Source organism: Streptomyces sp. NPDC091377 (genome assembly GCF_044757045.1).
In the GTDB taxonomy this organism is placed as follows: Bacteria; Actinomycetota; Actinomycetes; order Streptomycetales; family Streptomycetaceae; genus Streptomyces.
This window is the reverse complement of record NZ_JBIVUE010000020.1, coordinates 61,220-77,893: the sequence shown is the minus strand read 5'-3', so window position 1 is coordinate 77,893 and position 16,674 is coordinate 61,220. Positions and strand designations below refer to the sequence as shown.

8 protein-coding genes are annotated in these 16,674 nt (G+C 73.4%); 4 read left to right on the top strand and 4 right to left on the bottom strand.

From position 1 onward, the window contains the following. The first annotated feature begins 8 nt into the window (after positions 1-8). Positions 9-323 (top strand): MazG-like family protein, encoded by a 315-nt coding sequence (locus tag ACIQNG_RS32440; protein ID WP_401490060.1) that lies wholly within the window; start codon positions 9-11, stop codon positions 321-323. A gap of 19 nt (positions 324-342) precedes the next feature. Here ACIQNG_RS32440 and ACIQNG_RS32435 read toward each other — a convergent pair whose 3' ends face one another. The 4 genes from ACIQNG_RS32435 to ACIQNG_RS32420 all read right to left on the bottom strand — a co-directional run bounded on the left by ACIQNG_RS32435 (position 343) and on the right by ACIQNG_RS32420 (position 3,982). Further along, positions 343-1,644, bottom strand: coding sequence for an MFS transporter (locus tag ACIQNG_RS32435; protein WP_401489970.1), 1,302 nt, complete (start codon positions 1,642-1,644; stop codon positions 343-345). Continuing rightward, positions 1,641-2,810, bottom strand: a complete 1,170-nt coding sequence (locus ACIQNG_RS32430) for a PLP-dependent cysteine synthase family protein (protein ID WP_401489968.1) — start codon at positions 2,808-2,810, stop codon at positions 1,641-1,643. The genes ACIQNG_RS32435 and ACIQNG_RS32430 overlap by 4 nt, the downstream gene beginning before the upstream one ends. Positions 2,811-2,997: 187 nt before the next feature. After that, complete coding sequence (locus tag ACIQNG_RS32425) at positions 2,998-3,405, bottom strand: hypothetical protein (protein WP_401489966.1); 408 nt, start codon at positions 3,403-3,405, stop codon at positions 2,998-3,000. A 148-nt stretch (positions 3,406-3,553) separates the two neighbouring features. After that, complete coding sequence (locus ACIQNG_RS32420) at positions 3,554-3,982, bottom strand: hypothetical protein (protein ID WP_401489964.1); 429 nt, start codon at positions 3,980-3,982, stop codon at positions 3,554-3,556. A gap of 253 nt (positions 3,983-4,235) precedes the next feature. Here ACIQNG_RS32420 and ACIQNG_RS32415 point away from each other — a divergent pair, with 253 nt between their 5' ends. The 3 genes from ACIQNG_RS32415 to ACIQNG_RS32405 all read left to right on the top strand — a co-directional run bounded on the left by ACIQNG_RS32415 (position 4,236) and on the right by ACIQNG_RS32405 (position 16,617). Beyond that, positions 4,236-5,087 carry a sterol desaturase family protein gene (locus tag ACIQNG_RS32415; protein WP_401426642.1) on the top strand — a complete coding sequence of 284 codons (852 nt, stop codon included), beginning with the start codon at positions 4,236-4,238 and terminating at the stop codon, positions 5,085-5,087. 258 nt (positions 5,088-5,345) lie between these two features. Beyond that, the gene (locus ACIQNG_RS32410) at positions 5,346-14,963 is read left to right on the top strand and encodes an amino acid adenylation domain-containing protein (protein ID WP_401489962.1); all 9,618 of its coding nucleotides are present in this window, start codon (positions 5,346-5,348) and stop codon (positions 14,961-14,963) included. Further along, positions 14,953-16,617, top strand: coding sequence for a phytoene desaturase family protein (locus tag ACIQNG_RS32405; RefSeq protein WP_401489960.1), 1,665 nt, complete (start codon positions 14,953-14,955; stop codon positions 16,615-16,617). The genes ACIQNG_RS32410 and ACIQNG_RS32405 overlap by 11 nt, the downstream gene beginning before the upstream one ends. Positions 16,618-16,674: the final 57 nt, after the last annotated feature.

The window sequence follows — 16,674 nt, the reverse complement described above, 5'->3', positions numbered from 1 at the left end:
GTCTCTGGGTGGCCGTGGACGCCCTGCACGGCTGGCTGGAGCAGGGCCGCGAGGGCGACCGCGCGGACCTGCTGCTGCGGTTGCTGAAGCTTCAGGAGGAGGTCGGCGAGGTCGCCCAGGCGGCGATCGGCGCGATCGGCCAGAACCCGCGCAAGGGCGTCACCCACACCTGGGACGACGTGGGCGCCGAACTCTGCGACGTGGCCATCACCGCCCTGGTCGCCCTGCGCTCCCTGACCCCCGACGCCCCCGCGGTCTTCGCCGGTCATCTGGAGCGGGTCCGGACCCGGTCCGTGGGGAGCGGGTCCGGACAGGCGCCGTGACCGCGGGGGCGGCGTCCGGTCACACGGTCAACGGCGCCCCCTTGGGCGGCTGTTGCGCGAGCCGTCCCGTGCGGTGCAGCCCGTACAGGGCCGCCGCGCAGGCCGCGCCCAGCGCGCTCAGGGCGAGCCAGGGCAGGGCGGGCAGGCCCGCGGCGCGGGCGGCGTCGAGAGCGGCGCCGGTGGCCAGGTTGCCGACGGTGATGCCGATACCGCAGATGGTGTTGTAGAGGCCGTAGTGGGTGGCCACGAGCCGGTCGCCGGAGAGCCGCACGATGGTGTCCATCTCGAACGGGTAGGCGATCATCGTGCCGACGGCCAGCAGCAGCGCGGCCAGGGTCGGCGGCACGGCGGCGAGCAGCCATCGCCCGGCCCCCGGCTCCGGCACGGGCACGGCGGTGGCGAGCAGCAGCGGCACGAAGGCCAGCCCCATCACCGCGAGTCCGAGCACCAGCGCCTGTCCGGGGGCGCAGCGCGCCGCGCACCACGCGGTGACCCTGGTCTGCCCGACGATCGTGCTCAGCCCGGACACCGCGAACAGCACGGCCACCGCCGCCGTCCCGGCCTCCCCCTCGCCGCCGAGCCGCCGTACCTCCAGCGGCAGCGCCAGATACACCTGGAAGGTCAGCACGTAGGAGCCGATCATCGCGGCGGAGAAGAGCAGGAACGGGCGGTTGGCGAGGATCCCGCGCCACTGCGCGAGCACCCCCCGGCCCTTCTCCCCCTCCGCCGTCCCCGGCGTGCGGGCGCGGCGCGGGGGCAGCGCCCGGATCTGGACGACGCTGAGCACCGCGAAGATCCCGGCCGACACCAGGCAGGTGATCCGGAAGTCCACGCCGGTCAGCACCATGCCCACCAGCGGTCCGAGCAGGATGCCCGCCTGGTAGAAGACGTTGAACAGCGCGAACGCCTCCACCCTGCGCTCCTGACCGGCCCCGGCCGCGAGATACGCCCGTACCGCCGGGTTGAAGAGCGCCCCGGCCAGTCCGGTGGCCGCCGACGCGGCGAGCAGCGCGGGCAGCGAGTCCACCAGCCCGAGGGTCGCGAACCCGGCGGTGCGCAGCACGCACCCGGCGACGATCAGCGGCTTGTAGCCGAACCGGTCGGCGAGCGTCCCGCCGAGCAGGAACATGCCCTGCTGGCTGAAGTTCCGTACGCCGAGGACCAGTCCGACGATCCATCCGGCCAGCCCGAGGGTGCCGGACAGATGCGCCGCGAGGTAGGGCATCAGCATGTAAAAGCCGAGGTTGATGGTGAACTGGTTCGCCATCAGGAGCCGTACGCCGCGGTCGTAGGACCGCAGCTGACCGAGCGTCCCCCTCACCGGCCCGCCGCCTCTCCGGCCGCCTCCGCGCCCGGCCGCCCGTCCCGCTCGCCCGGCTCGTCGCGCTCCTCCAGGGTGAGGGGGTCGACGACGGCGGTGCAGCGGGTCCAGCGGGTGACCTCCTTCTCGCCGAGCCGGCCGATCAGTTCGGGCTCGGGGGCGGGCGGTCCGGCCAGCAGGCCGTGCGCGGCGCAGTAGTCGTCGTCGTAGACCGTGCCGAGGTAGCGCTGCGGTCCGTCGGGGAAGACGGCGACGATCCGGGCGTCCGCCGGCATCGTCCGGGCCAGCCAGCCGGCCACCAGCGCGACCGCGCCGACGCTCCAGCCGCCGGTGGCGTAGTGCGAGGAGGCGAGTTGGCGGCAGGTCCACACGGCCTCGTGCGGGGCGACCCAGTGCACCTCGGAGAACTGCTCGTAGGCGACATTGCGCGGATGGATGCTGGAACCGAGCCCGCGCATCAGCCGGGGCCGGGCGGGCTGGCCGAAGATGGTCGAGCCGGTGGTGTCCACGCCCACGACGGTCAGCTCGGGGTAGAGCTGGCGCAGCACGCGGGAGACGCCCGCGGAGTGCCCGCCCGTGCCGACGCTGCACACCAGGACGTCGATGTGGCCGAGTTCGGCGGCGAGTTCGAGGGCGAGGGGGGTGTAGGCGGCGACGTTGTCGGGGTTGCCGTACTGGTCGGGGCACCAGGAGCCGGGGTGCTGCTCCAGGAGCCGGGCCACCCGGTCCCGGCGGGCCTGCTGCCAGCCGCCGGTGGGGTGCGGCTCGGCGACCACGTTGACCTGGGCGCCGTACGCCGTCAGCAGCCGGGTCATGGAGAGTTCCAGGCCGGGGTCGGTGACGAGGGTGACCGGGTGGCCGTGGACCATCCCGGCCAGCGCCAGGCCGAGGCCGAGGGTGCCGCTCGTGGACTCGATGATCCGTCCGCCGGGGCGCAGATCGCCGCGGGCGCGGGCGCGCTCCACCATGTGCAGGCCGGGACGGTCCTTGATGCCGCCGGGGTTGAAGCCCTCCAGCTTCGCCCAGAAGCCGCGTCCGGCCGGGGCCAGCGGCTTCGACACCCGCAGCAGCGGGGTGTTGCCGACCAGTCCGGACAGCGCGGAACGGCCGGGTGCGTCGGCGGTGCCGGTCGTGGCACGGGCCGAGGTCTTGGTCAGGGAATGCATGTCTGTGGGTTCACTCTCGCTCGATGACGGTGAATGCGGATGCGGTGTCATCTCGCGGCCCGGGACGACGGAACGGAGCCGTCCGCCGTGGCTCGGTGCCATGGCTCGGCGGTGGCGTCCTGCGTGGAGGTGTCCGGGCGCGCGGCAGCCGGGGCCCGGGAGGCCGGGCCGGCTGCGGGCGGAGGGTCTAGATCCGCCAGCGGGAGGTGCGGGCGAGGGCCGCGCGTCCGGTGCGGGTGCCGCGCCGTCCGGGCGCGTCCCGTCGCGGGAGCGGGGGTACGAGGGTCCGGGCCGCGGTGGCGCGTGGCGCGGGGGCGTCGGGTTCGCCGGGGGTGCGTTCCTCGGCGGACTGCTCGGTGGTGCGGACGACCAGGTCGGCGGCGCAGGTGTCGGCGCCGTGCGGGGCGTGCGGGTGGTGCGGCTGCCCGTCCGAGGCGAGCGGCGCGGAACCGGCGACGGGGGGCGGCGTCGCGGGGGTGCCGTGTTCGTCGGGCAGTCCGTGCAGCACGGAGCAGAGCACGAGCGCCGTGACGAGGGCGCCGCGGATCAGGGCGAGGAGCCTGCGGGAGGCGTGCGGGAGTCGGGGGGTCGGCACAGGGTGGTCCTCCGCGCCGCGTGCCGTGCCGCCGCCGGAGGGCGGGGACGGGCGCGGGCATGGGTGGGGGGTGGGCCGGACCGGGGCTGCCGGTGGCCCGTCGGAGAACGCTCGGGGCCCGCCGCGATGGACGGGCGGGGAGGGTCTCCTAGACCTGCCGCACCAAGGAGGCCGCTATCAGGGCGACGGGTGAGGTGCCGTGCGCGGGGGCGGCCGTGGCGGGTCCGCCCGGGGGCGCGGCATGGCTGTCCGCCCGGTCGGATTCGCGAACCGAACGGGGGAGGCACGGCGGTACGTGGGCCGTGCCCGCGCTCTGCTGGGGCTGGCCGGACAGACAGCGCTCGTCCGGGTGGGACGGGTCGCTGTCGTGCGGGTGGCCGGTGTCCCCGTCCGTCGGCGCCGGGGCCGTCGCGGGCGCGCTCGCGGCGATGCCGAGATGGCCGCCGGCGCCCTCGGCCTGCATACCGTGGCTGACGAGGATCCCGAGGAGCAGGACGACCAGGGCCGACAGCCGCAGCGACGGACCGACGCGGAGCCGGTTCGCGAACCTGCGCCGGGACGCCCGAGCCGTGACCATGCCGTGATCCTAACCGCTCGGGAACCGGTGATCGTCCGTCAGCGGCGTGCCGTCGGACAACTCCTCGGAGGAATGGCCGGTTTGCGGCGGCGAGCACGGCGAAGGGCCTCCCGACCGCGTTCGAACTCCCGTCCCCCCAGAAGGGGCCACACCCACCCAAAGATCATATGATCACTCTTAGTCGTCACATGATTACCGAAATCCACATAGGGCAGTTACGAAGCGAGGAACTACGGGGACGAGGGGATGAGGGATGGGGGGTGCAACGCCCGTGTGGACGCGTCGTGTTGCGTACCCCCTGCTGCTCCTCGCGACCGTCGCCACCGCGACCGCGGTGCTCGTGCTCGGCCTCGACCGGGCACTGTCCACGACGGCGTTCCAGTACGGCGTGATCGCCTATCTCATGATCCTGGAACGAGCGATCCCCTACGACCGCTCCTGGCACCCGACCACCCGTGAATGGGGCTGGTACGGCGTCTACTTCCTGCTCACCATGGTCGGCAGCGTCGTCGCCCAGCAGTTCGTGGACGCCCTCGTGGGTCTCCTGTCGCCGGGCGAACCGAGGGCGCCGCTGGCCGTGGAGATCCCGCTGGCGCTGCTGGTGGGCTCGCTGGCCAGTTACGCGGTGCACCGCCTGGGCCACACCGTGCCGCTGCTGTGGCGGCTGCACGGGGTGCACCACGTCCCGGAGAAGGTCAACGTCGCCAACAACGGCGTCAACCACGTGGGGGACGTGTTCGTCGCCCAGACCTTCGTCCAACTGTCGCTGAGCCTGCTCGGCTTCTCGTCGGCGACCGTGTTCGCGACGGGCCTCTTCGTCATCACCCAGGGGTACTTCATCCACGCGAACGTCGATGTGCGCCTCGGCCGGTTCAATCTGCTGCTGGCCAGCCCGGAACAGCACCGGCTGCACCACAGCACGGACCTCACGGAAGCCGGTCACTACGGCTCGGACCTGGCCGTCTGGGACCGAATATTCGGCAGCTACACCTGGTTTCCGGACCGGAAGCCGCGCGCCGTGGGTCTGTCCGCCCCCGCCTCCTTCCCGAGGACCGGGGCCGTCTTCGCCAGCCACGCCCAGTTCTGGCGAGGCCCCACGACCTGACACCGCGCCACTTCGGACACCAGTCGTCGCGTACGAGGCACCCGTCCGCGCCGGGACGCCCGTCCGTGCCGGGACCCCCGGCCCGTGCGGCACCCGGCCCCGGTGAGGGACCCGCCCCGTAGCACGCGCCCCCGTCAGAACCTCCCGCCCGCCGCGGCCGGCTTCCGCCGCGACCGGGCCGTCGCCCTGCCCTTTTCCCGCGCGCCGCCCTGCCTCACGAGGTGGGCCGGCCCGCCCAGACACCCGAAGGACTCGGCCATGTCGGATCCATGCGACGCCGTCACCCAGAACGCCGCTGCCCCTACCGCCGCCCCCGCCGCCTCCGCCGCTCCCGCCACGACGACCGACGTCGGACGCGACACCGGACGCGAGAAGATCGCGATCATCGGCATCGGCTGTCGGCTGCCCGGTGGTGCCTCCGACCACCGGACGTACTGGCAGAACCTGATCGACGGCAAAGACTGCATCACACCGACACCCAGAGACCGTTACGACACGACGACCCTCGGCGCCCGTGACAAGTCCAAACCGGGCCGCCTGGTCGGCGGGCGCGGCGGATACATCGACGGGTTCGACGAGTTCGACCCCGCGTTCTTCGGCATCAGCCCGCGCGAGGCCGCGCACATGGACCCCCAGCAGCGCAAGGTGCTGGAGGTGGCCTGGGAGGCGCTGGAGGACGGCGGGCAGAAGCCGGGCGAACTGGCCGGGCAGGACGTCGGCGTCTACGTCGGCGCCTTCACCCTGGACTACAAGATCCTCCAGTTCGCCGACCTGGGCTTCGAGACACTGGCCGCGCACACCGCGACCGGCACGATGATGACGATGGTGTCGAACCGGGTCTCGTACTGCTTCGACTTCCGCGGCCCCAGTGTCTCCCTGGACACGGCGTGCAGTTCGTCGCTGGTGGCGGTCCATCTGGCCTGCCAGAGCCTGAGCCGCCGCGAGACCGGCCTCGCCCTCGCGGGCGGCACGCTGCTGCACATGGCGCCGCAGTACACCATCGCCGAGACCAAGGGCGGCTTCCTCTCCCCCGAGGGCCGCTCCCGCACCTTCGACGCCGCCGCCGACGGCTATGTGCGGGCCGAGGGCGTCGGCATGATCGCCCTCAAGCGCCTCGACGACGCCCTGCGCGACGGCGACCCGGTGCACGCCGTGATCATCGGCAGCGGCGTCAACCAGGACGGCCGGACCAACGGCATCACCGTGCCCAGCGCCGACGCCCAGGTCACCCTGATCCGGCGGGTCTGCGCCGAGGCCGGGATCGCCCCCGGCAGCCTCCAGTACGTCGAGGCGCACGGCACGTCCACCCCGGTCGGCGACCCCATCGAGGCCGAGGCGCTGGGCCGGGCCCTGTCGCTGGGCCGGACGCCGGGCGCCGCCTGCTACGTGGGGTCGGTCAAGACCAACATCGGGCACACCGAGTCGGCCGCCGGGATCGCCGGGCTCATCAAGACCGCGCTCAGCCTCGAACACCGCAAGATCCCCCCGCACATCAACCTGGAGCGGCTGAACCCGGCGATCGACCTCGCCGCCCTGCCGTACGAGATCCCGACCCGGGTGGTGGACTGGCCCGCACACGAGGGACCCGCGCGGGCCGGGGTCAACTCCTTCGGGTTCGGCGGGACCAACGCGCATGTGCTGCTGGAGGCCGCGCCCCCGAGGGACCACGAGCGCCACAGCCCGTACACCGGCACCGACACCGGCACCGACACCGGCACCGACGCCGTACCGGCCGTACCGGCGTACTCCGTCCTCCCGCTGACCACCCGGGACGCCTCGCTGCTGCCCCGGGCCGCCGCCGGGATCCGCGCCGAACTGGACCGGGGCACCGACCCGGCCGACCTCGGGTTCACGCTGGCCCGCAGACGGCAGCACCTCGAAGCGCGGCTGTCGGTCGTGCACGACTCCCCCGAGGCGCTGGCCGAGGCGCTCGACGCGTACGGGCGCGGCGAGCCGCACCCGCGGGTGCTGACCGGGCAGCGGCGCGAGGACACCCGGCTGGTGTGGGTGTTCACCGGGATGGGCCCGCAGTGGTGGGCCATGGGCCGGGAGCTGTTCGCGACCGAACCGGTGTACCGCGCGGCCGTCGAGGAGTGCGACCGGGAGATCCGGGACCTGACCGGCTGGTCGCTGGTGGAGGAGCTGTCCGCCGACGAGGCCGACTCGAAGATGGGCGAGACCTGGCTGGCGCAGCCCGCCAACTTCGCCGTCCAGGTGGGGCTCGCGGCCCTGTGGCGCAGCCGGGGCGTGACCCCGGACGCGGTCGTCGGGCACAGCACCGGCGAGGTCGCCGCGTTCCACGAGGCCGGGGTCTACACGCTGCGGGAGGCCGTCACGGTCGTCGTGCACCGCAGCCGGCTCCAGCAGAAGCTGGTGGGCACCGGGACGATGCTGGCGGTGAGCCTCTCCGAGGCGGAGGCCCGGCGCTGGGTGGAGCCGTACGCGGACCGGGTGTCGGTGGCCGCCGTGAACAGTCCGACGGCGATCACCCTCGCCGGGGACGAGGAGGCGCTCGCGGAACTGGCGGCGGGCCTCGGGGCCGAGGACGTCTTCGCCCGGTTCCTGACCGTGCGGGTGCCGTACCACAGCCCGCGCATGGACCCGATCAAGGACGAACTGCTGGCGTCGCTCGCCGGGCTGGCGCCGCGCGCGGCGCGGGTGCCGCTGTATCTGACGGGCGGTCCGGCCGCGGCGGAGCGGGGACGGGCCGAGGGGCCGGAGCTGGACGCGGAGTACTGGTGGCGCAATGTGCGCGACAGCGTGCGGTTCCGGGACGCGGTCGACCGGCTGGTCGACGACGGCTACGGGCTGTTCCTGGAGGTCGGTCCGCACCCGGTGCTGGGGCACTCGATCGCCGAATGCCTGGACGCGCGGGGCGCCGAGGGGCACAGCGTGCCCTCGATCCGGCGCCAGGAGGCGGAGCGCGAACGGTTCGCCCTGTCCCTCGCGACCCTGCACAACCTGGGCGTGGACATCGACTGGTCGGTGCTGCACCCGCGCGGGCGGCCGGTGCCGCTGCCCCGCTACCCGTGGCGGCGGGACCGGCACTGGACCGAGCCGGCGCCGGTCGAGCAGATCCGCCTCGGCCGCCGTGACCACCCCCTGCTGGGCCGTCGGCTGGCCACGGCGGAACCGGCCTGGGAGGCCCGGCTCGACACCGAGGCCCTGCCGTACCTGCGCGACCACCGCATCCAGGGCAACGCCCTCTTCCCGGCGGCGGGTTACGTGGAGATGGCGACCCAGGCGGTACGCGCGATGACCGGCGGCGGCGAGGCCGTGATCGCCGATCTGGAGCTGCGCAAGGCGCTGTTCCTCAGCGACTCCGACGCCGAGGGGGCCACCGCCGTACAGCTCGGCTTCTCCCCCGGCAGCGCCGCGTTCACCGTGGCCACCCTGCCCACCGAGGAGGGCCGGGAGCCGGTCGTGCACGCCCGCGGGGTGATCCGCGCCGGACAGCGCGCGACGGGCCGGGAGCGGCTCGACACCGCGGCGCTCCGGGCGCGCGGGCTGCGCCGGTTCGACGGCCCCGACTGCTACGCGGCCCTCGCCGGCCTTGGCTACCACTACGGTCCGGCGTTCCAGGGCATCGAGGAGGTGTGGGTCGGCCCCGGCGAGGCGCTGGCCCGGATCCGGCCGACGGACCCGATCGGCGACGACGCCGCCGGGCACCATATGCACCCGGTGCTGCTGGACGCCTGCTTCCAGACCCTGCTGACCCCCCGGCTCGTGGCCGACCCCGCCGACGGGGGCGGCGGTATCCGGCTGCCGCTGTCGATCGGCGAGATCCGGATGGCCGCCGTCGGCGACCGCCCGCTGTGGGCGCACGCCGTGGTCACGCACGAGTCCGCCGGTGAACTCGTCGGTGACATCGCTGTCCACGACGACGACGGCCACCCCCTCGGCCGGATCAGCGGCTTCCGCGCCGCCGATGTCGAGCAGGTGTCCGCGGCCGTCGGTCTGCACACGGTCGACTCCTGGCTGGCCGATGTCACCTGGGTCGACACCCCGCACCTGGACGACGGGCCCCCGACGGCCCCGAACTGCCTGCTGCTGGCCGACGCGCAGGGTGTGGCGGACGAACTGGCCGCGCTGATCACCGCGCGCGGCGGCGTCGCCCACCTCGTCCGGCCGGGCGACGCCTACTCCCTCGCCGCCGGGCTGCGGGAGTCGACGGTGCGGCCGGGCTCGGCGGCCGATCTGGAGCGGCTGTTCGCGGAGCTGGAGGCGGCCGGTCCGGTCAGGTACGAGCAGGTCGTCCATCTGTGGAACCTCGATCTGCCCGCGTTCGACGCGGTGGGTGACGCCGACGCCCTGCGCGCGCTGTCCGGGACCGGCGGCTACTCGCTGATCGCGCTCGCGCAGGCGCTGCCCGGCGACGGCCGGCTGCACATCGTCACGCGCGGCAGCCAGGCGGTCGTACCGGGGGATCCGGTCGAGCCGCTGGGCGCCCCGGCCTGGGGCATCGGACGGGTGCTGTGGCAGCAGGAGCTGTCCGGGCGGCGCGGGAAGCTGATCGACCTGGAGCACGCCCCGGCGGACCGGGCGGCGCGGGCCGTGGCGCTGCTGCGGGAGCTGACCGCCGACGACGTCGACGACGAGATCGCGCTGCGCGGCGGGCGCCGGTTCACCAGCCGGCTCGCCCCGGCCTCCGGACTGACCCGCCCGCTGCCGCTCAGGCTGCGCGCCGACGGGGCGTATCTGGTCACCGGTGCCTTCGGCGCGCTGGGGCGGCTGCTGTGCCGGGCGCTGGTCGGCTGGGGGGCGCGGCGGCTGATCCTGGTCGGCCGGACCCGGCTGCCGGAGCGGGAGCACTGGCGGGAGACCGACCCGCGGTCGGCGGCGGGGCGGGGCATCGCCTTCGTACGGGAGCTGGAGGCGCTCGGGGCGCAGCCGGTGCTCGCGCCGCTCGACGTGAGCGACGAGCGGGCCCTCGCGGGGTGGCTCGCGCAGTACCGGCGGCGGGAGGCGCCGCCGATCCGGGGCGTGTTCCATCTGGCGGGGCAGGTCCGGGACACGCTGCTGCCGGAGATGGACCGGGAGACGTTCCAGGCGGTCCACGACCCGAAGGTGCTCGGCGCGTACGCGCTGCACCGGCAGTTGCGCGACGAGCCCCTCGACCACTTCGTGCTGTTCTCCTCGATCGCCGCGCTGCTGACCACCGCCGGGCAGACCAACTACGCGGCGGGCAACGCCTTCCTGGACGCGCTGGCCCACCACCGGCGGGCGCGCGGGCTGCCCGGGCTGAGCCTGGACTGGGGGCCGTGGGCGACCGGCATGATCGAGGAGCTGGGGCTCATCGAGCACTACCGTGCCGTGCGGGGCATGAGTTCGCTGTCGCCGGACGCGGGGATGACCGTGCTGGAGCGGGTCATCGGGCAGGACCGGGCGCAGTTGCTGGTGGCGACCGTGGTGGACTGGCCGGTCTTCCTGGCCTGGTACGGCACCCCGCCGCCGCTGGTGGCCGAGCTGGCCGCCGAGCGGGGCGGCTCGGGCGCCGCGAACGGTGAGCAGAGCAGCTTCCTGGACGCGTTCCGGTCGGCGGACGGGTCGGCGCGGCGGGCGCTGGTGGCCGAGCGGTTCACGGCGGTGGTCGCCGGGGTGCTGCGGGTCGGCGCCGAACAGGTCGAGCCGGGGGCGGCGCTGGGCGCGCTGGGCCTGGACTCGCTGCTGGCGATGGAGCTGCGCTCACGGGTCCACGCCGAACTGGGGCTGGCGCTGCCGGTGGTCACGCTGCTGGGCAGCGCCCCGGTCGGCGAGCTGGTCGACAAGCTCCACGAGGGCATCGCGGAACTGGTCGCGGCCGACACGGGCGCGGGCGAGGGCGGGGCGGTGGTCGAGCGGTACGAGGACGAGGGACGGCATCCGCTCACCCAGAACCAGAAGGCGCTCTGGTTCCTCAAGCAGCTCAACCCCGACGGGTTCGCCTACAACATCGGCGGGGCGGTGGAGGTGCGGGTCGCGCTCGACCCGGAGCTGATGTTCGAGGCGTTCCGCACGCTGATCGAGCGGCATCCGAGTCTGCGCGCGAACTTCGTCCACGAGGAGGGTCAGCCGGTGCAGGTGGTGGCGCCCGCCGCCGAGGCCGCGCTGCGCCAGGACACCGCGCTGTTCGATGTCGAGAGCGTGCCGTGGGACGACATCCACGCGCTGATCGTGCGCGAGTACCGCAAGCCGTACGACCTGGAGCGCGATCCGCTGATCCGGCTGCGGCTGTTCCGGCGCGGCCCGGACCGGTGGGTGCTGATGAAGGCCGTGCACCACATCATCTCGGACGCGATCTCCACCTTCACGTTCATCGAGGAACTCCTCGCGGTCTACGAGACGCTGCGCCAGGGCCGTACGCCCGCGCTGCCGCCGGTCGCGGCCCGCTACCTCGACTTCCTGAACTGGCAGAACCGGCTGCTGGCCGGGCCGGACGCGCGCCGGATGCTGGAGTACTGGAAGGGGCATCTGCCGGCGTCGGTGCCGGTGCTCGACCTGCCGACCGACAAGCCGCGCCCGCCGGTGCAGACCCACAACGGGGCGTCGGAGTTCTTCGTGCTGGACGAGGAGCTGAGCGCCCGGGTGCACGCGGTGGCCCGGGAGCACAACGTCACCGTGTTCATGGTGCTGCTGAGCGCCTACTACGTGCTGCTGCACCGCTACTCCGGGCAGGACGACATCATCGTCGGCAGCCCGGTGACGGGCCGTACCCAGGAGGAGTTCTCCTCGGTCTACGGTTATTTCGTCAACCCGCTGCCGCTCCATGTGCACCTGGGTGACGGGCCGTCGGTGGAGGAGTTGCTCCAGCGGGTGCGGGAGGTGGTGCTGGGCGGGCTCGACCACCAGGAGTACCCGTTCGTGCTGCTGGTGGAGGAGCTGGGGCTCCAGCACGACCCGAGCCGCTCGGCGGTGTTCCAGGCGATGTTCATCCTGCTCACCCACAAGGTCGCCAACCAGAAGTACGGCTACCGCCTGGAGTACATCGAACTGCCCGAGGAGGAGGGCCAGTTCGATCTGACGCTGTCGGTGTACGAGGACGAGGCGGAGCGCCGTTTCCACTGTGTGTTCAAGTACAACACCGACCTGTTCCTGCCGGCGACGATGCGCCGGCTGGCCACGCACTACGTCCAGCTCCTGGACGCCCTGACCCGCTCCCCCGCGTCCCGTCCGGCGGCCCGGCTGGAGCTGCTGGGCGCTCCGGAGCGGCGGGCGATCCTGTCCGGCTGGAGCGGCGCCGATCGCCCGGCCGCCGGGTCCGGGGTGCCGGTGCACGAGCTGATCGTCCGCCGGGCGGCCGAGCGGCCCGACGCGCTCGCGGTGCGGGTCCCGGGGAGCGCCGGGGGGCTGACCTACGGCGAGTTGGAGCGGCGGAGCGGGCGCGCGGCCGGGCGGCTGCGTGAACGGGGTGTCGGCGCAGGCACGGTGGTCGCCGTCTGCATGGAGAAGTCGCCGGAGCTGATCGTGGCGCTGCTGGCGGTGCTGCGGGCGGGCGGCGCCTATCTGCCGCTCGACCCGGGCAACCCGGACGACCGGCTGGCGTTCCTGACGGGGCACGCGGGGGCGGCGTACGTCGTCGTGGCTGAAGGGGCTGAAGGGGCTGAGGGGGCTGAGGGGGCGCGGGAGCGCTTCGCCGGGCAGCGGCGGGTGCTGACGCTCGCGGAGCTGACCGCCCCCGGTCCCGGCCCGGCGCCGGAACCGGCCGTGGCGCCGGACAGCCCGGCCTACGTCATCTACACCTCCGGTTCCACGGGCCGCCCCAAGGCGGTCCGGGTCAGCCACCGCAATCTGGCCTCGGTGTACGACGCGTGGCGGCGGGAGTACCGGCTGGAGGACGACGTACGGGTCCATCTCCAGATGGCGAGCCCCGCGTTCGACGTGTTCACCGGTGATCTGGTGCGGGCCCTGTGCTCGGGCGGGACGCTGGTGCTGGCCGACCGGGATCTGCTGTTCGACACGGCCCGGCTGTACGGGGTGATGCGCGCCGAGGGGGTGGACTGCGCGGAGTTCGTGCCGTCGGTGGTGCGCGCGCTGATGGCGCACTGCGCGCAGGACGGGGTGCGGCTGGACTTCATGCGGCTGCTCGCGGTGGGCTCGGACACCTGGAAGGTGGAGGAGTACGAGCGGCTGCGCGGCCTCGCGGGTCCCGCGACCCGGGTGGTCAACTCGTACGGCCTGACCGAGGCGAGTATCGACAGCACCTATTTCGAGGGTCCGGCGGACGGGCTGGAGCCGGGGCACATGGTGCCGATCGGTCGGCCGCTGCCCGGTACGGAGGTGTATCTCCTGGACGCCCATGGCGAGCCGGTGGCGCCGGGGGTGGCGGGCGAGCTGTGGATCGGCGGGGCCGGGGTCGCGCTCGGCTATCTCGGCGACCCGGAGCAGACCGCCGAGCGGTTCGTGGAGCGCCGCCTGGAAGTCGCCGGAGGCGCCGGAGGCACCGGAGGCTCGGCGGGCGTCGTACGACGGCTCTACCGCACCGGTGACCTGGCGCGCTGGGACGCGGCGGGCGGGCTGCATCTGCTGGGGCGGGCGGACGCCCAGGTCAAGGTGGCCGGGCACCGGGTGGAGCCGGGCGAGATCGAGTCGCAGCTCGCGGAGTGGCCCGAACTGGCCCAGGCGGTGGTGGTGGTCCGCCCGGACGGGCGGGGCGAGAACACTCTGTGCGCGTACGGGGTCGCGGCGCCCGGCGCCCGGCTCGACTGGCGTGAGCTGCGCCGCCGACTCGGGGAGCGGCTGCCGACGTATCTGATCCCGGCGTCCTTCACCGAACTGCCCGCGCTGCCGCTGACCGCCAACGGCAAGGTGGACGTGGGCGCGCTGCCCGAGCCCCGGTTCGTCACCGGGCAGGAGGCGTACGAGCCGCCGGTGACGCTGTACGAGACGCGGATGGCGGACCACTGGCGGACCCTGCTGGGGCTGGAGCGGGCCGGGCTCCAGGACGACTTCTTCGAGGCGGGCGGCAGCTCCATCAAGCTGATCGAGCTGATCCACGGCCTCCAGGGCGAGTTCGGTATCAGCATCCCGGTCAGCCAGCTGTTCAAGGTGACCACGCTGCACGGGATGGCGCGGACGGTCGAGGACATCATCACCGGCCGGCTGCCCGGCGCCCAGCCCCTTCTGCGGATCAACCGGGAGGCGGGGCCGCCGGTGTTCTGCTTCCCGCCGGCCGGCGGACACGGGCTGGTCTACCGGCGGCTGGCGGAACAGCTCCCGGAGTACGAGCTGGTCGCGTTCAACTACCTCGCGCAGGACGACAAGGTCGCCCGGTACGCCGATCTGGTGGTCGGGCTGCGACCGCAGGGGCCGTGCGCGCTGCTCGGCTACTCGCTCGGCGGGAACCTGGCCTTCGAGGTGGCGAAGGAACTGGAGCGGCGCGGGCGGGCGGTGAGCGAGGTCGTCATCCTCGACTCGTACCGGATCGACGGCACCTTCCGGCCGGGCCCCGAGCACCTCACCGCCTTCGAACAGGAGCTGCGTGACCATCTGCGCAAGCACACCGGGTCCGAGGCGGTGGCCGAGGAGACCCTCGAACAGGCCCGTGACTACATCGAGTTCTGCGGCCGTACCCCCAATCTCGGGGTGGTCGGGGCGCGGGTCACCGTGATCTCCGACGAGCGGAAGACCGCGTTCTACGCGGCGGGCGAGTCCGGTTCCTGGCACGGCACCTCGACCGCCGCCGCCGAGGTGCTGCGGGGCGCCGGAGCCCACGCCGACATGCTGGACCCGGGGTGTGTGGAGCACAACGCGGCGCTGGTGCGCGAGGTGCTGACCGGGTCCGGCGGCGCGGTGGCGGGCGCCGGGGGCAGGCAGGCCGTGCTGATCGAGCAGGCCACCGCGCCCGCGGTCGAGCAGACCACCCCGGTGGCCGAAGGGGCGGGGTCGCATGCGCCGTAGTGACCGGCCGCAGTGGCAGGCCCGCACCCGGGGGTCCGGGGGCAGGCCCCGGGTGATCGTGGTGGGGGCGGGGATCAGCGGGCTCGCCACCGGCTGCTACGCGCAGATGAGCGGTATGGAGACCCGGGTCTTCGAGAAGCATGTGCTGCCCGGCGGCTGCTGCACGGCGTGGGCCCGGGACGGCTACGTCTTCGACTACACCATCGAGTGGCTGATCGGGACGGCCCCCGGCAACGAGGCCCATCAGATCTGGCGTGAGCTGGGCGCGCTCGACGGGAAGTCGATCCGCAACTTCGACGTGTTCAACACGGTCGTCGACGAGGACGGCCGGACGGTGTCCTTCTACAACGACCCCGACCGGCTGGAGCGGCATCTGGTGGGCCTGTCGCCCGCGGACGCCCGGCCCATCCGGTCGTTCTGCCGGGATCTGCGCCGGTTCGGCGGCCTCGACCTGTTCCCGTTCCTGAAGCCGATGCCGCTGCTGACGGTGCGGGAGAAGGCCCGGCTGGCGCGGAAGGTCGTACCGGCGCTGAATCTGTTCCGGCGCACGGCGGGCACGCAGATGGAGACGTTCGCGGCGCGGTTCGAGGACCCGTTCCTGCGGCGGGCGCTGCCGTTCATCTTCTTCCAGGACCACGAGGTCTTCCCGCTGCTGCCGTACCTGTTCAACATGGCGGGCGCCCAGCGGCTCAACACGGGCTTCCCGCAGGGCGGTTCGCTGGGTCTGGCCCGTTCGATCGAGGAGCGCTACACCGGGCTCGGCGGGCGGATCGACTACCGGGCGCGAGTGGAGCGGATCCTGGTCGAGGACGGCCGGGCCATCGGGGTCGAACTGCGCGGCGGGGAACGGCACTACGCCGACCAGGTGGTGGCGGCCTGCGACGGCGCCACCACCGTGGCCCGACTGCTGGACGGACAGCACTCAAGTCCCCGGGTGGACCGGCTCTTCGACTCGCTGGTGGAGCGCGAGGACCTGCTCTACCCGGGGGTGGTGTCGGTGTTCGTCGGCTTCGACGGGGATGTGGCGCCGGACGCCCCGCACAGCACGACGTATCTGCTCTCCGACGCCGACAGCGCGCTGCTGCCCGGGGTCCTCCAGAACAGTGTGGTGGTGCAGTTGCGGTCCCGGTTCTCCGACGGACTGGCACCGCCCGGGAAATCGGTGATCCACTGCACCTATTTCAGCGACTACGACTCCTGGAAGACGCTGCGCCACACCGACCGCCGCGCCTACCGGGCCCGCAAACAGGTCGTCGGGGAATTCATGCGGAAATTCCTGGACCGGCACCATCCGGGAATCGCCGAGCGGATCGAGGTGCTCGACGTGGCCACGCCGGTCACCACCGAGCGGTACACCGGGAACCGGCGCGGCAGCATTCTCGCCTGGAAATCCTTCACCGACGCCGACGACGTGGTGCAGAAGCTGATCGACAAGGACCGGCTGCGGCTGCCGGGGGTCGAGGGGCTCTGGCTGGCCGGCCAGTGGTTCACCGGCGGCGGGCTGATCCGGGTCGCCTCCGGGGGGCGGTTCGTCGCCCAGTACATGTGCCGGGAACTCGGACTGGAGTTCCGGGCGTGGGAGAGCAGCGGCGCACAGCCGTGGCATCCCGGGAAGCTGGGCGAGCTGCCCCAGCTCGACCAGACCATGAGGTGAGGAGAGCTTGAGCACACCAGACAAGAGCCGGGGCCGGTCCGAGCAGGCCCGGCGCCG